Source organism: uncultured Dysgonomonas sp., assembly GCF_900079725.1.
Taxonomy (GTDB): Bacteria; Bacteroidota; Bacteroidia; order Bacteroidales; family Dysgonomonadaceae; genus Dysgonomonas.
Genome location: NZ_LT599032.1, coordinates 4,938,283 through 4,964,506 on the forward strand (window position 1 = coordinate 4,938,283; position 26,224 = coordinate 4,964,506).

Annotated in this window: 15 protein-coding genes and 1 pseudogene; 12 read left to right on the forward strand and 4 right to left on the reverse strand. The window is 38.5% G+C overall.

Annotation, left to right across the window (positions count from 1 at the left end; all coding sequences use genetic code 11):
• Positions 1-10: 10 nt before the first annotated feature.
• A complete protein-coding gene (locus tag QZL88_RS19925) occupies positions 11-3,241 on the reverse strand; it encodes a TonB-dependent receptor (protein WP_296944453.1) in 3,231 nt (1,076 codons plus the stop codon).
• Between the two features lie 539 nt (positions 3,242-3,780).
• Between QZL88_RS19925 and QZL88_RS19930 the strand changes: the two genes are divergently transcribed.
• The 8 genes from QZL88_RS19930 to QZL88_RS19965 all read left to right on the forward strand — a co-directional run bounded on the left by QZL88_RS19930 (position 3,781) and on the right by QZL88_RS19965 (position 17,279).
• A complete protein-coding gene (locus tag QZL88_RS19930) occupies positions 3,781-5,082 on the forward strand; it encodes a beta-mannosidase (RefSeq protein ID WP_296944456.1) in 1,302 nt (433 codons plus the stop codon).
• Positions 5,083-5,108: 26 nt separating this feature from the next.
• Positions 5,109-6,293 carry a glycosidase gene (locus QZL88_RS19935; protein ID WP_296944458.1) on the forward strand — a complete coding sequence of 395 codons (1,185 nt, stop codon included), beginning with the start codon at positions 5,109-5,111 and terminating at the stop codon, positions 6,291-6,293.
• A 37-nt stretch (positions 6,294-6,330) separates the two neighbouring features.
• Complete coding sequence (locus QZL88_RS19940) at positions 6,331-7,737, forward strand: MFS transporter (protein WP_296944460.1); 1,407 nt, start codon at positions 6,331-6,333, stop codon at positions 7,735-7,737.
• 4 nt (positions 7,738-7,741) lie between these two features.
• On the forward strand, positions 7,742-8,908 hold the full coding sequence (locus QZL88_RS19945) for an AGE family epimerase/isomerase (protein WP_296944463.1): 1,167 nt from the start codon (positions 7,742-7,744) through the stop codon (positions 8,906-8,908).
• Positions 8,909-8,918: 10 nt separating this feature from the next.
• Positions 8,919-11,231, forward strand: coding sequence for a glycoside hydrolase family 3 N-terminal domain-containing protein (locus QZL88_RS19950; protein WP_296944466.1), 2,313 nt, complete (start codon positions 8,919-8,921; stop codon positions 11,229-11,231).
• A gap of 11 nt (positions 11,232-11,242) precedes the next feature.
• On the forward strand, positions 11,243-12,343 hold the full coding sequence (locus tag QZL88_RS19955; protein WP_296944468.1) for a glycosyl hydrolase: 1,101 nt from the start codon (positions 11,243-11,245) through the stop codon (positions 12,341-12,343).
• Between the two features lie 67 nt (positions 12,344-12,410).
• Positions 12,411-14,369, forward strand: coding sequence for a glycoside hydrolase family 97 protein (locus QZL88_RS19960; RefSeq protein ID WP_296944470.1), 1,959 nt, complete (start codon positions 12,411-12,413; stop codon positions 14,367-14,369).
• 87 nt (positions 14,370-14,456) lie between these two features.
• The gene (locus QZL88_RS19965; protein ID WP_296944472.1) at positions 14,457-17,279 is read left to right on the forward strand and encodes a glycoside hydrolase; all 2,823 of its coding nucleotides are present in this window, start codon (positions 14,457-14,459) and stop codon (positions 17,277-17,279) included.
• Positions 17,280-17,440: 161 nt separating this feature from the next.
• Here the strand turns inward: QZL88_RS19965 and QZL88_RS19970 are convergent, their stop codons facing one another.
• Both QZL88_RS19970 and QZL88_RS19975 read right to left on the reverse strand, forming a co-directional pair.
• Positions 17,441-17,638 (reverse strand): hypothetical protein, encoded by a 198-nt coding sequence (locus QZL88_RS19970; protein ID WP_296944475.1) that lies wholly within the window; start codon positions 17,636-17,638, stop codon positions 17,441-17,443.
• 2 nt (positions 17,639-17,640) lie between these two features.
• On the reverse strand, positions 17,641-17,775 hold the full coding sequence (locus tag QZL88_RS19975; RefSeq protein WP_296944477.1) for a hypothetical protein: 135 nt from the start codon (positions 17,773-17,775) through the stop codon (positions 17,641-17,643).
• 269 nt (positions 17,776-18,044) lie between these two features.
• Here QZL88_RS19975 and QZL88_RS19980 point away from each other — a divergent pair, with 269 nt between their 5' ends.
• A complete protein-coding gene (locus QZL88_RS19980; RefSeq protein ID WP_296944479.1) occupies positions 18,045-20,426 on the forward strand; it encodes a hybrid sensor histidine kinase/response regulator in 2,382 nt (793 codons plus the stop codon).
• Here QZL88_RS19980 and QZL88_RS19985 read toward each other — a convergent pair.
• On the reverse strand, positions 20,423-21,733 hold the full coding sequence (locus QZL88_RS19985; RefSeq protein ID WP_296944482.1) for a sigma-54 dependent transcriptional regulator: 1,311 nt from the start codon (positions 21,731-21,733) through the stop codon (positions 20,423-20,425). The genes QZL88_RS19980 and QZL88_RS19985 overlap by 4 nt on opposite strands.
• A 509-nt stretch (positions 21,734-22,242) precedes the next feature.
• Between QZL88_RS19985 and QZL88_RS19990 the strand changes: the two are divergent.
• The 3 genes and pseudogenes from QZL88_RS19990 to QZL88_RS20000 all read left to right on the forward strand — a co-directional run bounded on the left by QZL88_RS19990 (position 22,243) and on the right by QZL88_RS20000 (position 26,211).
• A pseudogene (locus QZL88_RS19990) lies at positions 22,243-24,502 on the forward strand (TonB-dependent receptor).
• Positions 24,503-24,565: 63 nt separating this feature from the next.
• The gene (locus QZL88_RS19995; RefSeq protein ID WP_296944484.1) at positions 24,566-25,666 is read left to right on the forward strand and encodes a DUF4625 domain-containing protein; all 1,101 of its coding nucleotides are present in this window, start codon (positions 24,566-24,568) and stop codon (positions 25,664-25,666) included.
• A 62-nt stretch (positions 25,667-25,728) separates the two neighbouring features.
• Positions 25,729-26,211: a DUF4625 domain-containing protein gene (locus tag QZL88_RS20000; protein WP_296944487.1), complete on the forward strand. Its 483-nt coding sequence runs from the start codon at positions 25,729-25,731 to the stop codon at positions 26,209-26,211.
• The last annotated feature ends 13 nt before the right edge of the window (positions 26,212-26,224 follow it).

A 26,224-nucleotide genomic window follows, 5' to 3' on the forward strand; every position in this document is an offset into this window, starting at 1 on the left:
TTGTTTTTGTTTAAAATTTAAGATTAACTCCAACTAAATATGTACGTGGACTCGGATAAAATCCAACATCGATACCTGAAGCCCAAGGAGTTTCGTTCGAATAGCCATAGCCTATCTCAGGATCCATACCTGAATAGCCTGTAATGGTGAACAAGTTTTGAGCAGTGAAGTACAGTCTTGCTTGAGTTAATGGCATTTGAGGAAATAATTTCTTGAAATCGTAACCAATAGTGACATTCTGCAATTTTAGAAAATCAGCATCTTCGATATAGATATCCGATATGTTTTGCCAGTTACTATGGCTGCCACTTGTCAGTCTTGGCAATTTGTTGGATGTACCTTCACCGTGCCAGCGATCAAAAATATCTGTTGTATAGTTTTGTAACGGACTGTCGGCAAACGATCGGTACGATTTTGCAATCTGATGGCCAAATGCGCCATAAGCTACAAATGATAGGTCTACACCTTTGTATTCAAAATTCATACTGAATCCTATTTTAAACTTAGGATTAGGATTACCTATCTGGACTTTATCATCGTCAGTTATAGTTCCGTCATTATTGGTGTCGACAAAGATCAAGTCTCCGGCCTGAGCTCCGTTAAGCACACCTTTACCGGCTGCTTTATACTCATTTATTTGTGCCTGATTCTGAAATACTCCATCAGTCTTATATCCCCAGAAGTATCCGATTGGGTAACCTACCTGCGCTCTGAACATTTCTTTCGTTCCCTGGCTAAGCACATGTTCCGGACCATGGATAATACCTTCTGTATTGTCTATTTCAATTACCTCATTTTTGTTGTATGTGAAATTGAAATTAGCACCGTATCTGAAATCTCTGGAGAATTTATCATTCCAGTTGAAAGCCACTTCTATACCTTGATTTCTTATATAACCGCCATTTATATATGGAGCACCTGTTCCGTATGAAGCTAATATCGGAGCTCTTACCAGCCAGTCTTTTGTGTTTTTTGTATACCAGTCAAATATTACACCTAGCCTGCTATTCAAGAAGTAGGAGTCGAAACCGATATCCCACTGCTCTGACTTTTCCCATGTCACATCTGCATTGGGTAATATATCAGGATATCCACCATTAATTAATTGACCTTTATTGTTTCCCCAATAATATGCATTATGAGTATCAAATGATATAGTTGCCAAATATTGGAACGGATCTATATTACAATTACCATTTTGTCCCCAACTGGCTCTTAGCTTGAAGAAATCTAACCAAGATTTAGTTCCGTTCATAAATGCTTCGTTGGTTGGTACCCAGCCCAATGAAACAGATGGAAAATATCCCCAACGGTTTCCTTTTGCGAAATTTGATGAGCCATCAGTACGCATTATTACTGAAGCCATATAAGTTTCATTAAAGTTATAATTAACACGGCCAAAGAATGAAGCAATTGATCCTTCGCCCCATGGTTGCCCCGAAATACGTGTGTTTGTTGAGTTTATACCTTGTGTATTACCTATCCAGGCATGATCCCAAGAACCAGGGAAAAGTGAGTTTCTGTTTTCTGCTTCAAGATCTTCTCCCATACCCCATTTTTCCATCGATTGTCCGATCACAGCATCAAAATTGTGTTTCATCTCAATGTTCCAGGCATACGATACAGTATTGTCTAAAGTCCAGTTATGTCCTAATCCCATATTCTGAACCACCCTGTCTTCCACATTTTTATTTGTTGTAGACAGGTCATATACCGGGGTGTAGGAACGATAAGAGCTGGAGTTTTGTTTATATCCAAAAGATGATCTGAAGATCAAGTTCTTTATAGGTTGTATTTGCACATAAGTATTGGCTTGTAGAGCATAATTTTTACTCTTGTTCAGACCTCTTTGGTAAACCATATCTGCAATAGGGTTAGACATGGCTCCATCAAGCCCCCAATCTGTCGCAACCTTACTCGGTTGGTCAAAATAACCTCCATTGCTATTGTATACCGGCATCAAAGGGGTTGCTATCAGTACATTATGAATATCGTTCCAATACTGATTTCCAATACCTATACCCGCATTTGTGGTATGAGTATAAGTCAGATTCTCACCTATCTTTATAGCATCAAAATCTTTTACTTTCAATAAGACATGATCAGAATTGATACGAAAAGTATAACGGCTATAATCTGGTGCAACAGGCTTACCTATAATACCATCTTGTGCGCTATAGGAAAATCCCATAGCAAATTTAGATGTTTCAGATCCGCCTGTCAGATTGATGGAATGATTTTGAGTGACTGCATTTTTGTTCCTTATTTCATCCAGCCAATTGGTTCCGTTCCATCCATTTTGTACTGCCTTATATTCATTAGGAACCACACTGGCAAAGTCGATAAGAGGAGTACCTTCATTGAAGCGTATCTCATTCATGATACTCATATACTGTTGAGCATTCAGCAACGAAGGCATCTTATAAACATTCTGCCAACCAACATATCCGTCATAACTTGCCTGTATTTTTCCGGCTTTGGCCTGTTTGGTAGTTACCAGAATAACCCCGTTTGCAGCCCGGGCTCCATAGATAGCAGAGGTAGCAGCATCTTTCAATACGTCGATTGATTCAATGTCGGATGGATTTAACAAATTGATATCTCCTCCTGCTACTCCGTCTATAACATATAATGGGTTAGAATTTCCGGTTGTACCTATACCACGAATATTAACCTTAAAGCCTTCGCCCGGCATACCCGAACTTTGTGTTATATTAACACCTGGTGTCTGGCTTTGCATAGCTCCTATTGCCGAACTGGTACTTAACTTTTGCAGATCGTTACCTGATACCTGTATAGTGGCACCGGTAGTCAGTTTCTTCTTCTGAACGCCATATCCTACTACTACAACTTCGTCCAGTTCTTTTGTATTTTCATGCAATATAACTTCTAAAGTATCTTTTCCGCTGGTACTAACTTCGAGGACATTAAAGCCTATGTACGAAAAAATTAAAGCATCGCTGCCCTGCACTTTGATCTCAAAGTTTCCGTTAAGATCCGTAATTGTAGTAACATTAGTACTTTTAGCTTTTACACTAACGCCGATCAGGGCTTCGCCGTTCACATCTTTTACAACACCTTTTATTATCCTTTCATCATTTCTGACCTGAGTAGATTCAGTAACAATAGGCTTTGCTCCTATAGGGGAGAAAGGGCTAATAAATAGTAAACACAACAATATACCATATTGGGAATATTGTCTTATCCTACACTTTTTTTGATTATAATTCATGTTTTTCATGTGAAAATATTTATGATTCTTGTGCATTTGTTTATCATTAAATCATAGTAAATTAAATTATAGTTCTTCAGACAGTTTTGTACTAATACAGTAATAGATCATGAGTTGTCGCAACATAATTTTGCTGTTAACAAAAGTAGATTATCTGAAACAAGACAACAAGTACTATTATATTGATTATTTGTATTATTATATCCTGAATTTAGAATGTTATACTTTATTAAAAGATGTTTTTATTAATAAAAGTAATTTTGTAAAATACTTATAATCAACATTATATGCTTTGTGTAAGGGGGTGTTGTTTGATCGTGTAATGGAAAAGGATAATATAATAAATGGACAAAATAGTATTATTATATTCGTGCATATATACATACTTTTGCACAGGAAGATCTATAACACTGTAATCTCAAATCCAATGCACAAAAATATAAAATCGTTTGTTTACAAAATATTTCTGATCATTACACAATCCATTACCTTGTTTATATGATTCAAAAAAAAACTTCAAAGAAAAGATAAATCTAAATAATTAACGAATGAATTTAAAAAAAGTCATATTATTCTTTATCGCATCAGCACTGGTATGCTTTGCCTGTACACCAAAAACGGAGAATAAGCAACATTTTGTGTCGGTGAAAAACGGACATTTCGTAATCGGAGATCAGCCTTATTACTATATAGGAACTAACTTTTGGTATGGAGCCATACTTGGTTCAGAGGGTCAGGGTGGCAATAGAGAAAGGCTCCATAAGGAGTTGGACTTTATGAAATCTGTCGGAATCAACAACCTCCGTGTATTAGTAGGAGCAGATGGTTATGCCGGGCAATCAGTTAAAGTCATGCCTACTCTGCAGCTCGAGCCGGGTGTATATAATGATACCATATTCGATGGCTTGGATTACTTATTAGCTGAAATGGGGAAACGAAATATGCATGCAGTCTTATTCCTTAACAATAGCTGGGAATGGAGTGGGGGATATGGCCAGTATCTGGAATGGGCAGGAGAAGGCAATGTTCCCGAAAAGGGAGTTTATGATTGGCCTGTATTTGTGGAACATGTAGCAAAATATGCGGACTGCGATTCATGCCATACCTTATTTCTCAATCATGTAAAACATGTAATGGCACGGACAAACAGATATACTAAAACAAAATACACAGACGATGCCACAATTATGTCGTGGCAGGTGGGCAATGAACCCCGTGCATTTAGTGATGAAGCGAAGCCGCTAATGGCAAAGTGGGTGAAAGAGACAACAGCCTTGATGAGATCCTTAGATAAAAACCATCTTATATCGATCGGATCGGAGGGAATGTGGGGTTGTGAAATGGATATGCAACTATTCGAACAAATGCATGCTGATGAAAATGTAGACTATCTGACAATGCATATTTGGCCCAAAAACTGGAGTTGGATAGACGTCAAAGATATACCAGGTTCGGTGCAAACTGGTATTAATAAAACAAATGAATACATGGCTGATCATATAAATATAGCCCAGAAATTAAAAAAGCCGATAGTAATGGAAGAATTTGGTTTTCCACGCGATAACCACAAATATACGCTCGACGATCCTACTACAGCACGCGACAAATATTATAAAAATGTATTTGCGCAAATTGTAAAGTCAGCAAACCAGCAAGGAGTTTTTGCCGGTTGTAATTTCTGGGCATGGGGTGGATTTGCCCGGCCTGCGCATACCTTCTGGCAACCATGGGACGATTATGTAGGCGACCCATCGCAAGAAGAGCAAGGGTTAAACTCTGTATTTGATACTGATACAACGATAGAAGTAATAAAAAAATACGCAATGCAACTAAACCATATAACGAAATAAGTAACAACTAAGAAACTGACAAAATTATGACAGAATTATTTAATAACCGATTAGAGGCGGTTAACAATGCATATGAAAAACTCATTATACAAAAAAATGAGCCTGTATTGCCAGGTAACGGCATATATGAACGTTATAAATATCCGGTACTAACTGCTGAACATGCACCCATACTTTGGCGTTATGATATAAATCCTGAAACGAACCCATATTTTATGGAGCGTTTTGGTATTAATGGAACATTCAATGCCGGAGCAATAAAGTGGCAAGGCAAATATGTAATGGTTGTGCGTGTGGAAGGTAACGATCGCAAATCGTTTTTTGCAATAGCAGAAAGTCCCAACGGAATAGATAATTTTCGGTTTTGGGAACACCCTATAACAATGCCCGAAACAGACGATCCGGACGTTAATGTTTATGACATGCGCCTCACAGCTCACCAAGATGGCTGGATTTATGGAGTTTTCTGTACCGAACGGAAAGATCCTTCAGCTAAGCCGGGCGATTTATCATCAGCCGTTGCAGCGGCAGGTATAGCACGCACCAAAGACCTTAAAACATGGGTGCGCCTATCAGATTTGAAATCGAGAAGTCAGCAACGTAATGTTGTTTTACATCCCGAATTTGTGAATGGTAAATATGCGCTATATACACGTCCACAAGACGGATTTATCGATGCCGGAAGTGGAGGGGGAATTGGCTGGGGATTGGTCAATGATATTACAAAAGCCGAAGTTGAAGACGAAAAAATTATAAACTTTCGTCACTATCATACAATAAAGGAACTGAAGAACGGAGAAGGGCCGCATCCGATCAAAACATCGAAAGGATGGTTACACCTTGCTCATGGCGTACGAGCGTGTGCAGCGGGATTAAGGTATGTTTTATATCTCTATTTGACCGATCTGGAGCAGCCCGATAAGCTGATAGCTGAGCCTGCAGGACATTTATTGGCCCCTATAGGAGAGGAACGAGTTGGAGATGTGTCTAATGTTTTGTTTTCCAATGGATGGATTGCCGACGAGGATGGAACAGTATATCTTTATTATGCATCGAGTGATACACGAATGCATGTAGCGACATCGTCTATAGACAGGCTTTTGGATTACTGCCTCAATACAGTTCCCGATGGATACCGTTCTGCAAAGTCGGTACAAGAAGTAAATGCAATTATAGATAAAAATATAGAGGTATATAAATCTGGCATTTAATTCTAAAGACCAGAATTGAACCTTTTAAATATAATACATGGAAAAAGAATTAAAGATTTCGTTAAAAGAGAAAATCGGATACGGGTTTGGTGATGCGGCATCATCTATGTTCTGGAAACTGTTTGGATCATACCTGATGATATTCTATACAGATGTTTTTGGCCTCGAAGCAGCATTAGTCGGAACAATGTTCCTCATCACCCGCATCTGGGATTCCTTTTTCGATCCGATAGTAGGTATAATATCAGACCGAACGAATACGAAATACGGAAAATTTCGTCCATATATTTTATATTTGGCAATACCATTTGGCATTATCGGTGTATTAACATTCAGCACACCCGAATGGTCGAATACTGCAAAACTGATATATGCTTATGCTACATATTCGTTGATGATGATGATATATTCAGCCATCAACGTCCCTTATGCTTCGCTTTTAGGTGTAATAAGCTCCAAGCCTCAGGATCGCAATGTATTATCCACCTATCGTATGACATTTGCCTATATTGGCAGCTTCATTGCATTATTGCTATTTATGCCTATGGCAAACTACTTTAGCGAATATAGCAAAGATATTACAGACCAGCAACATGGCTGGATGATGGCTGTAGTGGTGATAGCTATTATGTGCGTGGCTCTGTTTCTTTTATGTTTCTGGTTCACTAAAGAACGTGTAAAACCAATCAGCGAAAACAAGACGCCCCTGAAGGAGGATATCAAGGATCTCTTTCACAACAAGCCTTGGTGGATATTGCTTGGAGCTGGTATTGCTGCGTTGATTTTCAATTCTATACGCGACGGGGCTGCAGTCTATTATTTCAAATACTATGTTGTAGAAGATCATTACGGAACGTTTGATATATTTAGTATTCCGTTTGTACTTAGTGGTTTATACCTTGCAGTGGGCCAGGCTGCCAATATAATTGGAGTTATCCTCTCTGCCCCTATTAGTAACCGCATAGGGAAGAAATATACATATCTGGGAGCAATGATCATAGCTACCGTATTTAGCCTCCTGTTTTATTGGGTCGACAGGAGCAACTTAGCCCTTATTTTTACGATGCAAATACTAATCAGTATATGTGCAGGAAGCATTTTCCCGTTGCTATGGTCTATGTACGCCGATTGTGCCGACTATTCGGAACTGAAAACAGGTAACAGGGCTACCGGACTGATATTTAGCTCTTCATCTATGAGCCAGAAGCTAGGGTGGGCTATTGGCAGCGCCATCACAGGCTGGCTGTTGGGGTATTTCGGTTTCCAGGCCAATCAGGTACAAAGCGCCGAAACGATAGATGGCATTAAAATGTTTTTAAGTATTCTGCCAGCTATCGGTACAGCTATGTCGGTAGTATTTATATACTTCTATCCATTATCGGAAAAGAAGATGGCTGAAATAACAACAGCATTGAACACACGCAGAAGAAGCGAAGAAAAATGATACTATGAAAAGTTTTAAGGACGAATTACAAAATAATATTCTGCCATTTTGGATACATAAGATGACTGACAATCAGAATGAAGGTTTTTTTGGTCAGATAGATGGAGAAAACCATCTGCATCCTCATGCCAACAAAGGAGCTGTACTCAATGCACGTATTTTATGGACATTCTCGGCGGCATACCGCATACTTGGTAATACAGAATATATGACAATGGCTCATCGTGCTTTTGCATATATCAAAAAATATTTTATCGATCATGAATACGGCGGTGTTTATTGGGAATTAGACTACTTGGGAAAACCTGTAAATACAAAGAAGCAAGTTTATGCACAAGGTTTCGTTATTTACGGACTATCCGAATATTATCGCATCACGCGAGATGATGAAGCATTGCAATTGGCACAATCTCTTTTCTACTTGCTCGAAAAACATAAAGACAAGGAGAATGGAGGATATTTTGAAGCTTTCACCCGCGAGTGGCAACCTATCGAAGATATGCGTTTGAGTGAGAAGGACGCCAATGAAAAAAAGTCTATGAATACCCATCTACATATACTCGAACCTTATACCAACCTGCTTCGTGTATGGAACAATGTAGATCTGAAAGAAGCGCATAAAGCAATTATCGATATATTTATCAACAAAATAGTAGATCACCGAACCTATCATCAACATCTTTTCTTTGATGAGCAGTGGACGGTCAAATCTACCCCCATATCTTACGGACATGACATAGAAGCTGCGTGGTTGTTGTATGAAGCTGCACAGGATTTGAATGATGAAGAAGCGATGCAACAAGTATCGGTGATCTGTCTCAAAATTGCTGACGCTGCATCTGAAGGACTACAATCTGATGGAAGCATGATATATGAAAAAGATAACAATCATATAGACACAGATCGCCATTGGTGGGTACAGGCCGAAGGTGTAGTGGGCTATATGTATGCCTATAAGATATCGCAAGATGAACAATATAGGCAATATGCTGAAAAATTGTGGGCATATATTCAAAACAATATATCAGACAAAACTTATGGTGAATGGATATGGAGCCGCAATGCTAAAGGTGCTATCAACAGGAAAGAAGACAAAGCCGGATTCTGGAAATGTCCCTATCATAATAGCCGGATGTGTTTAGAAATGATAGAGAATTTCAATTTAATATAAATAATATACCATGAAAAAAATATTAATAATGGCACTGACAGCAGGAATGACTGTAGCAGGTAATGCACAGACAGGAAATATAAACAAAAAGGCAGAAGAGATCGTAGGCAATATGACTTTGGAAGAAAAAGTAGGCCAGATGGCTCAAGTCAGTATCGATGCTGTATGCAAAGGTGAAGATACTCCACCCACAAGTACTATCGAACTCGATATAGAGAAATTGCGTGAGGTGATTGTTAAATATCATATAGGGTCTATACTCAATAGCCCCAACACGCGCGCCCGTAGTACACAGTGGTGGAACAAGGTTGTGGAACAAATACAGGATATAGCCATGAAAGAAACCCGTGTAAAAGTTCCGGTTGTGTATGGACTTGATCAGATACATGGAGCTACTTATACTGCCGGGTCTACAATGTTTCCACAGGAAATAGCACTTGCTGCTACATGGCAACCACAATATGCACGCCGTATGGGAGAAATAGCTGCTTATGAAACACGTGCAAGTAATGTACCCTGGAATTTTTCGCCCGTATTGGATCTCGGACAAGACCCTCGTTGGCCTCGCCAGTATGAGAACTTCGGTGAAGACCCTTATATAGGTTCTGTTTTTGGGCGCGAATTAGTTAAAGGATACGAAGGTGATGATAATGATATATCTGATCCTACCAAAGTAGGAGCATGTATGAAACATTTTATAGGATATTCTGTTCCCGTAAGTGGCAAAGACCGCACTCCAGCCTATATACCTGAAAATATACTGTTAGAGTATCATATACCCCCATTTCAGGCCGCAGTAGATGCCGGAGTGGCTAGTGTGATGATAAACTCTGCATCGATCAATGGCGAGCCGGTACATAGTAGTTACAGGCTACTGACAGAATTGTTGAGAAATAAGATGGGATTTGACGGAATGATTGTCACAGACTGGCAAGATATCGAAAACCTATATTCGCGGGAACGTACCGCCGATAGTCATAAGGAGGCGATCAAACAAGCTATCAATGCCGGGATAGACATGTCGATGATCCCGTATGATTATAAACGCTTTTGTTCGCAATTAGTAGAACTTGTGAATGAGGGTGCTGTGCCTGTGTCGCGTATAGATGATGCGGTAAAAAGAATTATTGTATTTAAATTAAAATTAGGCTTGTTCGACAATCCGAATACTTATGCCAAAGATTATCCCGAATTCAATAGTGATAATTTTAAAAAAGCATCATACGATGCTGCTGCCGAAGCAATCACCCTGTTGAAAAACGAAAACAATATCCTTCCCCTGAAAAAAGGAGCAAAACTCTTGGTTGCAGGCCCTAACGCTGTAAGTCGAAGAGCGTTGAATGGTGGTTGGACATATTCGTGGCAAGGAGAAAAAGTGGATGAGTTCTTGGTCACCAATACTATTTTAGCTTCCTTGGAAGGAAAATTTGGGAAAGAGAATGTAACGCATATACCGGGAGTGAGTTATTCAGATAAAACCGAATACCGATCAGAATATAAAAACCGTTTCGAAGAGGCTGTTGCAGCAGCTAAAAATGCAGATTATGTTATTCTATGTTTAGGAGAAAACTCTTATTGTGAAAAGCCCGGTGACTTGGATGATCTTTATTTGAATGATTTGCAAACAGAACTGGCTCTGGAAATGCTGAAAACTGGGAAAAAAGTAATTCTTGTATTGAGCGAGGGTCGTCCGCGTGTTATATCCAAGATAGCATCGAGGCTTAGTGCTATCATACAGACTTATTTGCCGGGACCATACGGATCAGACGCTCTTGCAGACATTCTAGTAGGTGAAATAAATCCATCGGGAAAACTACCTTATACTTATCCTGCATTTCCAAACTCGTTTACTCCATATTATCATAAATACTCTGAGGAGCAAACCGCTAACGCAGGGGCATATAATTATCAGGGAGACTTCAATCCTGAATTCCATTTTGGATTTGGTTTGAGTTATACATCTTTTGAATACTCGAATATGACAATCAACAAAACCTCGATGGTAAAGGATTCGAACGAAAAAATACAGATCACAATAGATGTCAAAAATACAGGAAATAGTCAGGGAAAAGAAGTAGTGCAGCTATACTCCAGCGACTTATATGCTTCTGCCTTACCTGATATGATACGTTTGCGTAGGTTCGAAAAGATTGATCTGAAACCTGGCGAAACAAAAACTGTAAAATTTGAATTATCACTGAATGACCTCTCTTTTATCAATCTGAAGAATGAAAGAGTTATAGAACCCGGTGATTTTGAATTAAAAATTGGAGCTTCTTCTTCCGATATTAAAGATAAAAAGATGTTTACAGTTACAAATTAGAAATTGATTCCATGAAAAAACTAATATATATTATTGTATTTATACTAACCTTTAGTTCTTGCAGTAAGCACAAAGAGCCAAATCTGAAGCAACCTGTCGACAAAAATGCGACATCCGAAACGGTGCAATTATACAACAGGCTTTTTAAATTGATGGACAGAGGCATCATGCTGTGTCATCAGGATGATCTGGCATACGGACACCAATGGTATAAAGAGACTGGTCGCAGTGATGTAAAAGATGTGACAGGAGACTATCCGGCAATGGTGGGGTGGGAACTAGGACATGTAGAGATAGATGCCCCTTACAATCTCGATTCTATCTATTTTTCGGACATGAAACAGTATATAAAGGACACTCACAAACGTGGCGGGTTTACGACCATTAGCTGGCATGGCGATAACATAGCAACAGGTAATACGGCTTGGGATTGTAAACAAGATACTGTAGTAACTTCTATCTTACCGGGAGGTGTGCATCATGCACAGTATTTGGTTTGGTTGGACAGGCTTGCGGATTTTTTCTCAGACCTGAATGACGAGCAAGGAAAACCAATTCCTGTAATATTCAGGATGTACCATGAACATACAGGTAACTGGTTTTGGTGGTGCCGCGAACAATGCACTCCCGAAGAGTATAAGCAATTGTGGATAATGACTGTTGATCATTTGCGCGAGAATAAGAATGTTCATAATCTACTTTATGCCTATTCTCCGGCAACTATCAGTACCGAAGCCGAATATCTGGAACGTTATCCCGGCGACGAATATGTCGATATAGTGGGTTTTGACTGTTATGCATCCGCTGAAGATCTGAGCCGTTATATGAAAGAGATGGATACTAATCTGAAAATAGTAACAGACTTCGCTGCCCGTTCGGGGAAGCTACCAGTAGTAGCCGAAACAGGATTGGAGAGTATACCGGATACTACTTATTTTACCCGGAATGTATATCCTGTTATAAATAAATATAAAATATCATGGATATTATTTTGGCGAAATGCATGGGATAAGGAAAATCATTTCTATGTACCTTATAAAGGGCATCCGGCAGAGAATGATTTCAGGGAATTTGTAGCTAAGGAGAATATATTGATGAACAATGATCTATAATGAATGACTTATGAAAAATGTAAAGCTAAACTTAAAGAACAGTGCCCTCTTGTTTATATTCATATTTATGGCAGTACAAAGCCATGCACAAAAACAATTTAGTTTACAATCGCCAGACAAAAAGATTGAGGTTCAGATCAGAATAGGTAATATCATAGAATATAGTATTCAGCACGATAAAGATATCATGTTGGCATGGTCTCCTATATCTTTAACATTAACCGATGGAACGTTTTACGGAGTGAATTCAAAACTTTCGGGAACATCGGCCCAATTGGTAAATGAAACCATCCTATCACCTGTATATAAAAAGAATGAGGTTATAAACCATTATAACGAATTGCTATTCAGGTTCAATAATGAATTTAACCTGATATTTCGTGCCTACGATGATGGTGTGGCGTATAGATTTGTATCTACATCTAAAAAGTCTTTTCAGATAAAGGACGAACAAGTGGAATTAAACTTTCCGGAAGATAACAAAGCTTATGTACCCTATGTACAACACAAACGTAATTCGTTGGAAGAACAGTTTTACAATTCTTTTGAAAACACTTACGAGCACATAAATTTATCGCAATGGGATAAAGAACGCTTGGCTTTTCTGCCAATAGTAATAGAAGGAGCCAAGGGGAAAAAAATAGCTGTCTCCGAAGCAGACTTACTGAACTATCCCGGTATGTATCTATATAACGGATCGGCTAAAGCGAGTTTGAAAGGTGTTTTTGCCCCTTATCCGAAAGAAACAAAGCAAGGTGGCCATAATATGCTGCAAGATGAGGTAGAATCGAGAGAAGACTATATCGCTAAGTTTGACAAAGGAGGCGAATTTCCATGGCGTGCATTTATTATTTCAGAACATGATTATCAGTTGGCTAACAACGATATGGTCTATAAGTTGGCTTCTTCTGCTCCAAAAGATTTAGATTTTGGATGGGTGAAACCCGGAAAAGTAGCATGGGACTGGTGGAATGACTGGAACGTATATGGCGTAGATTTTAAAACCGGAATAAACAATCCGACATATAAGTATTATATAGACTTTGCTTCACAACATGGTATCGAGTATGTGATATTGGATGAAGGCTGGGCCGTTAATCTACAAGCAGACCTGATGCAGGTAGTGCCCGAAATAAACTTGGCTGAGCTAGTTGCATATGCTGATGAACGCAATGTCGGATTAATATTGTGGGCCGGATATTATGCCCTAAATAGAGATATCGAGGGCTTGTGTAAGCATTATTCCGAGATGGGCATCAAAGGGTTTAAAGTAGATTTTATGGATAGAGACGATCAGCCAATGGTGGCATTTCATACTAGGAGTGCCGGTATTGCCGCCCGTTACAAAATGCTGATAGACTATCATGGAAGTTATAAACCGACAGGCCTTCATAAAACTTACCCTAATGTAATTAATTTTGAAGGGGTATATGGCCTTGAGCAAATGAAATGGGCTTCAACAGATGTAGATCAGGTTACTTACGATGTCACTATGCCTTATATACGTATGTTGGCCGGTCCTATCGATTATACACAAGGGGCAATGCGGAATGCCGTAAGAGAAAATTATAGACCAGTCAATAGTGAGGCTATGAGTCAGGGTACACGTTGCCGGCAGTTGGCACAATATGTAATATTTGAATCGCCGTTGAATATGCTTTGCGACAGTCCGTCTAATTACATGAAAGAAGCTGAATGCACGGCTTTTATCTCCGAGATCCCCACAGTATGGGATCAGACTATAGCATTGGACGGAGAAATAGGTAAATATATATCTATTGCCCGTAAGAAGAATGACATCTGGTATGTAGGCGCCATGACAAACTGGGATGCGAGGACTATTGAATTAGACTTGTCATTTCTGGGCGATGGAAATTATCAGGTCGAAATATACAAGGATGGTGTAAATGCCGATAAAGCGGCTCGAGACTATGTGAAAGAGGTAATCGCGATAGGTGGAAATAAGAAATTGATGCTAAATATGTCTCCCGGTGGAGGATTTGCAATGAAGATAACAAAACAGTAATTTATCTATTATTCTTTTTCAGTACTAATAACATTAGTCTCTTTGTCGCCGAAAACGAATGGAGAGAATATATACGACCAATATCCCATGAAAACAATACAATCCCATCACTTTTATTTGCTATTAATCTCTTTAAGCATTTTTGCAGGATGTAGCAACGCTGAGAAACAGGTTTTTCAAGAACGAGATTTTATATCGTTAGCCGGAATGTGGGAATGTGATTTAGGTAATATTCACCTTCCCGGAACGGTAGACGAAAGCAAATTGGCTCCATTGACGCAAGATACAACTAATACGGCTCAACTGACAAGACTTCACCCTTATGAAGGAAAGATAAAATACAGAAAAGAAATAGAGATAGCACCTGGTCAGGCAGACAAAGAATGGCGCCTTATTATGGAGCGGACCAAACCATCGGTACTATATATAGATGGAGACAGTGTTGGAACCAGTTCATTGATACTATCGCCCCAAATATATGATATAGGAAAACTATCGGCAGGAAATCATACTATTACAATAGAAATAGATAATGGCGAAAAATCCGTTCCTGATGGAATAAAAGGTTCGCATGCATGGACCAACTCTACACAAACAAACTGGAATGGAGTAATAGGTAAATTCGGACTAGAGGCTCATAACGGAGTTTTGATAGAATCGGTTCATGTATATCCGTCTGCCTCTACAAATACAGTTCCCGTTGTAGCAAAAATAAAGTCATCGATAAATGGAAAAGCAGAGATAATGATACAAGGCTATACTTGGAATACAAAGGAAAGTATAGCTATTCCCGTACAACGTGTAACCATAGACCTGACTTCCGGTGAGAATATTTACAACTTTGAACTAAAAGTGGCAGACAAGAAAGCATTATGGAGCGAGTTTGATCCGGCATTATATAAAGTTAATTTTGAACTCGGGTGCAATAACGTAAAAGATTATCTGACAATAGATTTTGGTATAAGAGATTTTTCTACAGAAGGAACACAATTTACAATAAACTCACTCAAGACATTCCTTAGAGGAAAGCATGATGCTTGTATATTTCCACTGACGGGTTATCCTCCTATGGATAAAGAAGAATGGATCCGCCAGATGCGTATAGCAAAAGAATATGGATTCAATCACTACCGATTTCATTCGTGGACTCCACCACAAGCCGCATTTGAAGCTGCAAACGAACTGGGTATATATATGCAACCCGAGCTCCCGTATTGGGGTGAGATGAAAAGGGAAAATGTAGATCTTAACCAATTTCTAATCAAGGAAGGAGAGTATATTCTCGACAGTTATGGTAATAATCCTTCATTTGTGATGATGGCGTTAGGTAATGAGCTTGGAGGTGATTTCTCCTTGATGCACGATATCGTCGAAAAATTAAGAGTTAGAGATAATCATAAGTTATACGCATTTGGCTCCAACAATGCTTTGGGTACAGCAGGACCACAGAAAGGGGAGGATTTTTTTGTCACCAGTAGAGTGGGGGGCGAGGTTGGTTCGGACGACTATAGCCAGCATGCACGTACTACATTTTCATTTGCCGATGCTAAAGAGGGAGGCTATATGAATGGTTTATACCCATCTACCGATCGTACATTTGCTAAACCCGTTTCTGATTGTAATGTACCAATTGTAGCTCACGAAACAGGTCAGTTTCAGATGTATCCCGATTATGAATCAATAGGTAAATATTCGGGAGTGTTATATCCCTACAATTTAGAAATATTCAGACAACGGCTGACTGAAAATGGACTTATAGAGCAAGCCAAAGATTTTCATAAAGCCACTGTGCAGTTTGCAGCCATATGCTACAAAGCAGATATGGAAATGTGCTTCAGAACTGCCGGATTTGGAGGTTTCCAACTTCTCGATTTACAGGATTATCCCGGTCAGGGAAGCGCATATGTAGGGTTGCTTGATGCCTTTATGGATAGTAAAGACGGAGTAAACCCGCAGGTATTTTCGCAGAGCTGCTCCGATATTGTATTACTAGCCTCCATGCCCAAATATTGCTGGAGAAATACTGAGCATTTCAAAGCACAGTTGGAAGTATTCAACTACTCTTCGGATGCTGTTAGAAATAAACAGCTTGAGTGGTCTTTATCCGGTGCCAAAGATAATGCAATCATACAAAAAGGGAGTTTTGACATAGATGCCGCTCAAGGGCAACTCAGCAATGTAAGCTCTCTGGATATACCTTTGAATATGATTAAAGAAGCGACAAAGTTAAACTTAAGTCTCAAACTCGGAGATAAAACCAACAGGTATGATATTTGGGTATATCCTCAGCAATATGCAGAAAAACAAAGTAATACTTTCGAGACGGCATTTTCTCTGGATAATGCCATGTCAATGCTGGATAAAGGAATAAATGTACTTTATGTACCAAAACATAGTGAAATAGAAAAGCTGAGTGTGGGAGGACTATTTACTCCCGATTATTGGAATTACGCCATGTTTAAGAATATTTCGGAATCATTGAAACGGGATGTGTCGCCGGGTACGCTTTCGATATTAACAAATCCGCAACATCCGATTTTCAGGAGCTTCCCAACCGAAGCTTATAGCAATTGGCAATGGTGGATTATTCTCAAAAATTCGCGCCCTTTCATATTAGATGGAATCCCATCTGCTTATAATCCAATAGTACAAGTTGTAGATAATGTAGAACGGAATCATCGTTTAGGCCTTATATTTGAAATGAAAGTTGAAAAAGGAAAACTCCTTGTTTGTATGACGGATCTTGATAAAATTAGAGAAAAACCGGAGGGCGAACAGTTTTATCGTACAATTTGTAATTATATGAATTCCGATCGCTTCTCTCCTGATATATCTTTTACTAAGAGGGAATTAAAGGGTTTGTTTACACCTTCGACTCATTATAAGGAGGATCGCAGTTATCAGGAATAATATTACTTCAGCCTGTCATTGTGTAGACAATTTATTTAAGATTTATAATGGTTATATGTTTTGTAATCAGCGTTTTATGGAGTGTATGCAAAATAATAAAAGGAAATACCCAGGTATTTCCTTTTATTTACTAAAATTGTCAGATGTAGATTGGAACTAATTTATTCGGCAGCAGTTTCTACAAATTCCTTACCTTCGTCGTCCAGAATAACAACTTTAATGCTTTCATCCGATTTTGAGGATAAGGTTACTTTAGTAAGTTTTTTGTCTGCGTTGTAGGCAAGAGCTGTGACATTATATGATTCTGTGTACCCTTGAATAGCAGCTTGTACTTTCTCGTTCAGGTCTTCAAACTTCACGTCTACATATCCGTCATCGTTTGATTGGCTAATAGCAACGACTGCATTATTCTCAACTGATAAACTTTGTACATTGCAAAAGCTGATGTTCCAAAAACTATCGCAATGGCTAACATCATTAATTTCATTGTTTTCATGTCTCCAAATTTTTAAATTACTATTAATTGGTATAAATGTGTAAACTTCCGTTACACTATATAATTTGCAATAGCTATGCCAAAAAGAATATAAATCTTCTTCTTCTTTGTAAGTTGTTGTAATATAGTGTTTTGTGTGAATGTTCTTAATGGGGTGATAAAAATGAAATTGTAGAACTGTGGAAAATTTCCACAATTTGGACTGTGGAAAACTAAATAGAATAATTATTTGTTCGTTTTATATATGTATTAATGGAAATATTGGAAATATGTCAGAAACTCTCGAAAAAAATATAAGGTTCAAAGCTATATTGATATATGTAATTGTGGCTGTTATCTGTGGCGGTATGCTTATTTATATATATAAACTAAGAGATGATATTGATGATCAGAAAAGAAGTATTTCGCAGTACTATAAAGAGTTATCATTAGTCAACAAATTGATTGATTCGGTAAACGCATCACAGTCGAAAGTAAATATGTATGTGTCTACAAAACAAATAAAACATTATAAATCTTTCAATGAAAGCCTGAATGTTGTGGAACAGCTAATGGATTCTCTTAGTCATATAAACCCGTTACACAACGAAAAATTACAACAAATTAATAATCTTTTGATAAAGAAAGGGGTGATTGTTTCAAATTTGAATAGGCAATTCAATAATAAAAACCCCATAGAGTCTATAAATGAAATATTGAAAGACATTGACCCTGTTGTCAAGAAAGATACAGTTTTGATCACTACCACCGTACAGGATACTGTAATTTATTCGGGTGCCAAGAAAGGATTTTGGCGGAAATTGGGGGAATTGTTTTCTGCTTCAAAAGGGGCTGATACTGTGACTTCAATTACCACAGCCAGACTGGATACTTTGACTATGCCGAAAAACGATACCCTCCATGTAGTTTCGGAAGTCACAGAAATAGCAGAACAAGCGAAAGACGACTATTTAAAAAGAATTATATCTATCGAGAAAAACTTGAGCAACCTCATTGTAGCAGATCAGGAAATTTCTTCTGAAATCACGACACTACTGATTGGCTTGTATAATCAAACTGTTCAGGCCAGGCTTGATGAAATCCAGAAAAGTGAACAACTGATCCGGAACAACAATACTTATTCGATAGTAAGCAGTATTGTCTCTCTTATCCTGATTTTTATATTTATATTGCTCATTATTAATGATGTAAACAAGAGCTATAGATTGCGAAAGAATGTAGAACAAGCAAATCTGAGAATTAAGCAAGTTATGGATAGCCGGCATAAACTGTTACTGTCTGTTTCACATGACATAAAAACGCCTCTTAATTCTATACTGGGGACATTGGAATTGAAAGAAACAAACAATGGGTTTCTACATCACGAAGTGCGTACTATGAAAGATTCGGGAGAATATATTCTTGCCTTGCTGGGTAACCTTCTGGAGTTTTCGAGTATCGAACAGGGTACATCGAATATATCGAGCCGTAACTTTAATCTGTACGACCTGTGCAAGCAGACTGTAGAAATGTTTATTCCCCTTGCAGATAAGAAGAACCTTACATTAGTCTATTCGTTCGACTTCGATAAAAGTTTGATATTGTCGTCCGATTCTTTAAAGATCAAACAAATACTTATAAATATATTATCTAATTCCGTTAAGTATACATTAGACGGTTCTATTCGATTTGATGTAAGATTCTCTGATTCCAGATTATATTGTACAGTAGAGGATACAGGCGTTGGTATACCTGAAAATAAAATCAAAGATATATTCCTGCCATTTAGCCGGGTTGATCAGAATTCACATTTATCGGAAGGCTCAGGATTTGGAATGTATGTAGTAAAAGGTTTGGTCGATTTATTTCAGGGAAATATAAAAGTTACTTCCACAGAAGGGCAGGGGACCAGAACTGAAATATCTATCCCTGCAAGCGAGGTATTTATAAATGATACCTTTATTCCGAAGAAAATATTGATAGTAGACGATGATATGTCTTATTTGATAATTATCCGTAATATGTTATCAGAGTTAGGGCATATACCATCCATATGTGGCAATATAGTTGATTTTGAAAATATAATAACAAAAATCGACCAATATGATGAAATATTGACAGATATGGAGATGGAAAATTTTAATGGTATTGATGTTTTAAACAGGATAAAGCACAGTGGGATAAATATACCCGTTACAGTGATTACAGCCCAGGAAGATGTTAATAATGAATATTTTATGGCAATGGGGTTTAGCGCCTATATAAAGAAACCTGTATCGGGAGGTGACTTAAGGCTGCTGTTTGGAGGACGGCAAAAAGATGAAAGAGCAGAAGGCGTTGGCTCGCTCGATAAAATGCTAGAAGGAGACTCCGAAGCATTACATGAGGTTTTGGCATCTTTTGTCGATTCTACAAAGGAAAATACCGGTAAACTAAAACAGGCTCTACTCAATAGTGATTATAATATGGCCCAGTTTATCAGCCATAAAATGAAGCCAATGTTTATACAGGTCGGAGCAGTGGAGAAGTTAGATATATTGAAGAGGCTGGACACTCACCGTTCAGATGGAACGTCCATATTGTATCCCCAATGGGAGGAGGATGTAATTGAGCTTATTGAATATGCGGAACAGATAATAACCGAGACCGAAAATTATTTGAAAACCCATTAAATATCCATACCATACTGGTGCATTTTGTTATAAAGAGTCTTTCTATCTATATTGAGTAGGTTTGCCGCTTTGGTCTTATTTCCTTTTGTTATTTTCAGGGCTTTGGTAATTTGTTCACGCTCATCTGCCGGCAATAAGATCTGTTCAGTTTGTATAGGACTCTGAATGAATTCAGGTAAAAGGTCGGGGGTAATTTCCGTTCCTTTTGTAAACAATACGGTTCTGCGTATGACATTCCTTAATTCACGGAGGTTTCCCGGCCAGCGATATTGTTTCAGTATAGACATACTTTCCTCCGAGAACCGCTCCACATTTCGTTCCAATTCTTTATTGGCTTCAGATAAAAAACTATTCGCAAAAAGGACAATATCCTCCTTACGCTCACGTAAAGGGGGGACTATCAGAGTAAATTCATTTAACCTGTGATATAAATCTTCACGAAAACGCCCTTCGGAAATAGCCGTTTCCAAATTTTCGTTAGTAGCAACTATCACCCTTACGTCTACCTTAATATCGGTTGCGGAGCCTACCGGACGTATTTTACGTTCCTGTATCGCACGTAACAACTGAACTTGCACCTCGTAAGACAAATTTCCTACTTCGTCTAAGAAAACAGTTCCTCCCCCTGCTTGTTCAAATACACCCTTCTTATCTGCAATGGCCGAGGTGAATGATCCTTTCAGGTGTCCGAACAGTTCGCTTGGCGCCAATTCTTTAGATAAGCTGCCACAATCCACAGCTACAAAAGGAGCTTGTTTCCTTTGGCTGTTGTCGTGTATCATTCGTGCGGTATATTCTTTTCCGGTTCCGCTTTCGCCTCTTATAAGTACAGACAGGTGTGTAGGTGCAACCAGCTTTATATGCTCATACATCTGTTTGGATAGAGCGCTGTTGCCATACACAATATTTGCTGCGGGAGTATTTTCTTTTGGTATTTCAGCGGGAGTATAATTTAGGGCCTCATCTATTTTTGATCTTAGAATATCCGGATTCACAGGTTTTTCCATATAATCAAAAGCTCCCAGTTTAATCGCTGCAACCGCACTTTGAACCTCTCCGTAGCCGGTCATGACAATTACGGGGGTGTTTATTTTCTTCTCTCTTATCCATGCCAGCAGCATTATCCCGTCTCCGTCAGGGAGTCTCAGGTCGGTAATAATTAACTTGAAATCAGTCTTTAGCAAATCCTTTTTGGCTTCATCTAAAGTAGATTTAACGCATGCGTCATATCCATTTTTATCAAACCATTTCTTAAGGACAATTCCGAATGTATTGTCATCTTCAATAATTAAAACCTTGGAAGCCATTGTACATTATGAATTAGAGGAAAGTTTCTTCAAAATTATTCGTTTTTATTTTCAGACGAAAGGGTTTTATTCTTAATTAACACTAATAAATAAAATATGTTTGGACTGATTTAAGGCAATATGTTCAAAACAATATTCTTATTCTAGGCACTTATATCGATAACCAATTTTTCTTAATCCTTAAAAATTTCAACAAATACAATAAAAATTTAATTATGCAACATTGTTGCAAATGAATTTTAATTACATTTGTATTCTTGTTTCATATGTGGATGTGTGGACAAAATTGTATTTAGTTGGACAAGGCGTGCATGAAAATGTAAACGAAAATGGAAGTTTGCCTTTGCATGAACTTTGAATACAATGATTATCAGAACCAATTACTGACGGATAATAACTAGTATTTTTTATAAAAAAAGCGAATGAAATTAATTTATATATATCTGGCTTTCCTTTTTATAGGTATTGACTTGCCTGCTCAATCTTCTTTCAGAATCAACGGGTTTGTAATGAATGAAGACAAGGCGCCGATAGAAGCAGCAACGGTTTTAATTGATGGAAGCCATATTGTAGGGCAGACCGACCGAAATGGTTTTTTCCAGCTTACATTATCCGGATCAAAATTAGTAACAATACATATCGATGCCCTGGGATATTTTCCACTATCCGTACCATTCACTGTCGCAAGTGATCTTAAACGGAATTTCATACTGAGGAAGAATGATATGGAGCTAAACGAAGTGGTTGTCAGTGGAGATAGTAAGAGAAATATTCAAATGGGATCTTCTCAAAACCTCATTAAAGTGAACAAATCTTACATTGAAGAGAACTTTTCGGGTAGCCTGATGCAAAGTCTTGAAGGAATACCCGGAGTCAAAGCGATGAATATTGGTTCGGGACAGTCTAAGCCGGCAATAAGAGGATTAGGTTTCAATCGAATGATTGTCGTCGAAAACGGGATTAGACACGAAGGCCAGCAATGGGGAGAAGATCATGGGTTGGAAATAGATCAATTTGCAATAGATAATATCGAGATAATTAAGGGGCCGGGATCGTTATTGTATGGCTCTGATGCTATTGGCGGAGTAATAAATATGCAGAGTGATTATGTTCCCGTAAATACATTTGAAGGCAGACTCAATCTTTTTGCCCGAACCAATAACGAATCTATTGGGCTTTTCTCGCAACTGGCAGGCCGGAAAGACAAGTTCTATTATAAAGCTAATATGACATTGATAGACTATGCTGACTATAAGGTACCCACCGACAGTATCCAATATTATTCTTATTATATCAAGCTCAAAGACCGTAGATTACGGAATACTGCGGGCAAAGAACAGAATGCAGGAGTTACACTGGGATATATTTCGGAACGATTCAAGTCAGATTTCCAGATATCGAATGTATATGCCAAAAGCGGTTTTTTTTGCCGATGCCCACGGATTGGAAGTCCGCCTTTCGGATATAGATTATGATAAATCGGCAAGGGATATAGACCTGCCTTTTCATTCGGTCAATCACCTGAAGATTGTAAATAGTTCGGCTTGGCAGCTAGGTCGATTTCGTCTCGAAGGTAACTTTTCATATCAGAATAATCTTCGCAAGGAACAGGCCGAAGCTGTATCGCATGGATATATGCCGATGCCGCCGAATTCATTGGAACGAAAATTCAACAAGAATACTTATACAGCGAATATCCTGTTAAAATACTTATTAGCAGGTAAGCACAATGTAAACGTTGGGATAAATGCAGAACATCAGAATAATAAACGGGATGGATGGGGATTTGTCATTCCTGATTTTAACTCGACTTCTTTGGGTGGCTTCATATATGATCGTTACCACATTTCTGATGATCTTATATTCAGTGCAGGCATGCGTTTCGATCATATAAATACACATATTCGGAGCTATAACGACTGGTATAAAACCCCGGTAGGAAAAGGCGATTCCATCTATAAAGAACGGTCAGCCGATTTAATGCGGACATTTAACAGCCTGACTTGGTCGGCGGGGATTAATTACAATACGGATCAGTGGAATTTTAAGGCGAATATAGGAAAAAGCTTTCGCACACCCGTCGCAAAAGAGCTGGGTTCTGACGGTGTGAATTACCACATATTCCGTTACGAAAAAGGAGAACCGGACCTCTCACCGGAAGAATCATATCAATTAGACCTTGGAATCAATTGGAACAATGGCCTTCTGGATATTCAGCTCGATCCTTACTTCAATTACTTTCCTAACTATATATACCTCAATCCCACAGCGGGTTATTATGAAGGATTGCAGATGTACTATTATACGCAGAGCAAAGTGATTAGGTATGGTTTCGAAGCTGCACTGAATATCAGGTTATCCGAGAATCTGCAAGCTGATCTCAAAGGTGAATATCTTTATGCAGAACAGTTATCAGGCGAAAAGAAAGGCTATACATTGCCATTTTCCCCGCCGTGGTCTGCAAATATAGGATTCAGATATATGCCGAAAGCAAAGTGGGCGGGAACAGACGGTTTCATTTCTGTCAACTATAAGATTAACGGAGATCAGGATGAAATAGTACCTCCTGAAAATAAGACAAAGGGTTATCAGACACTGAACATGTCGGCCGGAAGAAGCTTTAGCTGGCAGCAATATTCAATTAAAATAAATATGCAAGGACAAAACTTATTTAATAAAAGATATTACGACCATACAAGTTATTATCGCCTGATAGATGTACCCGAACCGGGACGTAATTTTTCGGTAATGATCGGACTCGAATTCTAATCAAGAAAAAATCAATTATCCTATTAATAATCGGGATTAATCCCTTAAAAACAAGTAAGAATTATGAATAAAAAAATTGTATGGGGAGCAGCACTCCTTTTAAACCTGTGTTTATTAGTATTCTCATCGTGTAGTAGTGATGACGATGATAACGGTCCCGTCTTTCCCAAACCGGCTATAAACCTCACGGAAATAGGCAGTGAGAATAATAAAAAAGCAGTTGCCGGAAGCGACCTGCATCTCGAGGGTGGTATTATCGCTGACGGTTTAATAAAACAGATCGATATAGAAATCCATCAGGAAGACGGAGGTAGTTTCAGAATCGAAAAATCATATAAGGATGGTAAATACATAGGGGTGAAGAATGCAGATTTCCATGAGCATATCGATATCCCGGCTGATGCTCCTGCCGGAGATTACCACTTGCACTTTACTGTTACTGACCAGTCGGGACAAACTACAACCGTAGAATCGGAGCTGGCAATCGAATCTGCACCTGTAAATATTACGATTGAAGGTTTGAATTTTGGATCGGGACATGATTTCCCTCACGACAAAACCGGATACATCGGTACGGCTCCGGTAGTAGAGGCAACGTCTATTAAGGCTGAAAATGGAATTGACAGGGTATTTGTAGAAATACATAGCGAAGGAGAAACTGCCGCTTTTGATATGGATACTACTTATACATATACAGGTGAAACAGAACTGAAAGACTTCCATAAGCATATACTTATACCCGGTAATGCTCCTGCTGGGGATTATCACCTTCACTTCAAAGTATATGATAAAAACGGGAAATCACTCGAAAAGTCGATGGATATAGAGATTAAAGAAACAGGGATCGCAGTGTCAGGTTTGGAAATAGGAAACAACAACTCTGCTGTGGCATCAAACATCCATACCGAGTTTAAAGTAGATGCAACTGATGCTATAAAATCTATTCGTGTCCGTATCTATAAAGAGGCAACTCCGGCAACTTATGCTTTTAACGAAACATATTCCGATGAATTTATTGCCGGAGATGTGAAAGAGTATATTTTTCACAAACATCTGAAAGCAACAGATGCAGTGGCCGGCGAATATATAATGGAAATAAGAATCAACGATGCTAAAGGAGCCAATAAAACGATAAAAGAAAAATTGACTATTACCGGAGCGTAATAATAACCATTAAATAGCGGATAATCTTTATCCGAAGGCTATCCGCTAAAATAAGAAACAGGATGAAAAAAAAGATTATATTATATAGCCTTATCTGCCTTTTTTCGGTGGCGTGTAGCAATGATGATGAAGACGGCGGCAAGGATATGGAAAAACCAAGTATTGATATGACAGGTGACAGTGCTTTTCCTCAAAACTGTATTGTCCTTTACAGAGGAGAGAGTTTCCCGTTTAGAGCTGTATTTGCCGATAACCGCGAGTTAGGTAATTATAATATCGAAATTCATAATAATTTCGATCACCATTCTCATAGTACAGATGATGTGGAGTGTGACCTGGAACCAAAGAAAACTCCTGTAAAAGCATTTGTCTATAATCAGGATTTCTCCATACCTTCAGGAAAAACAAGGTTTGAGGCTGATAACGAGATCTCCGTGCCCGGAGATATTGATACCGGAGATTATCATTTTATGGTACGGTTAACAGATAAGGCCGGATGGCAGCAACTAAGAGCAATAAGCTTGAAAATAAAAGACAGAAATTAATATTAATTCCCGT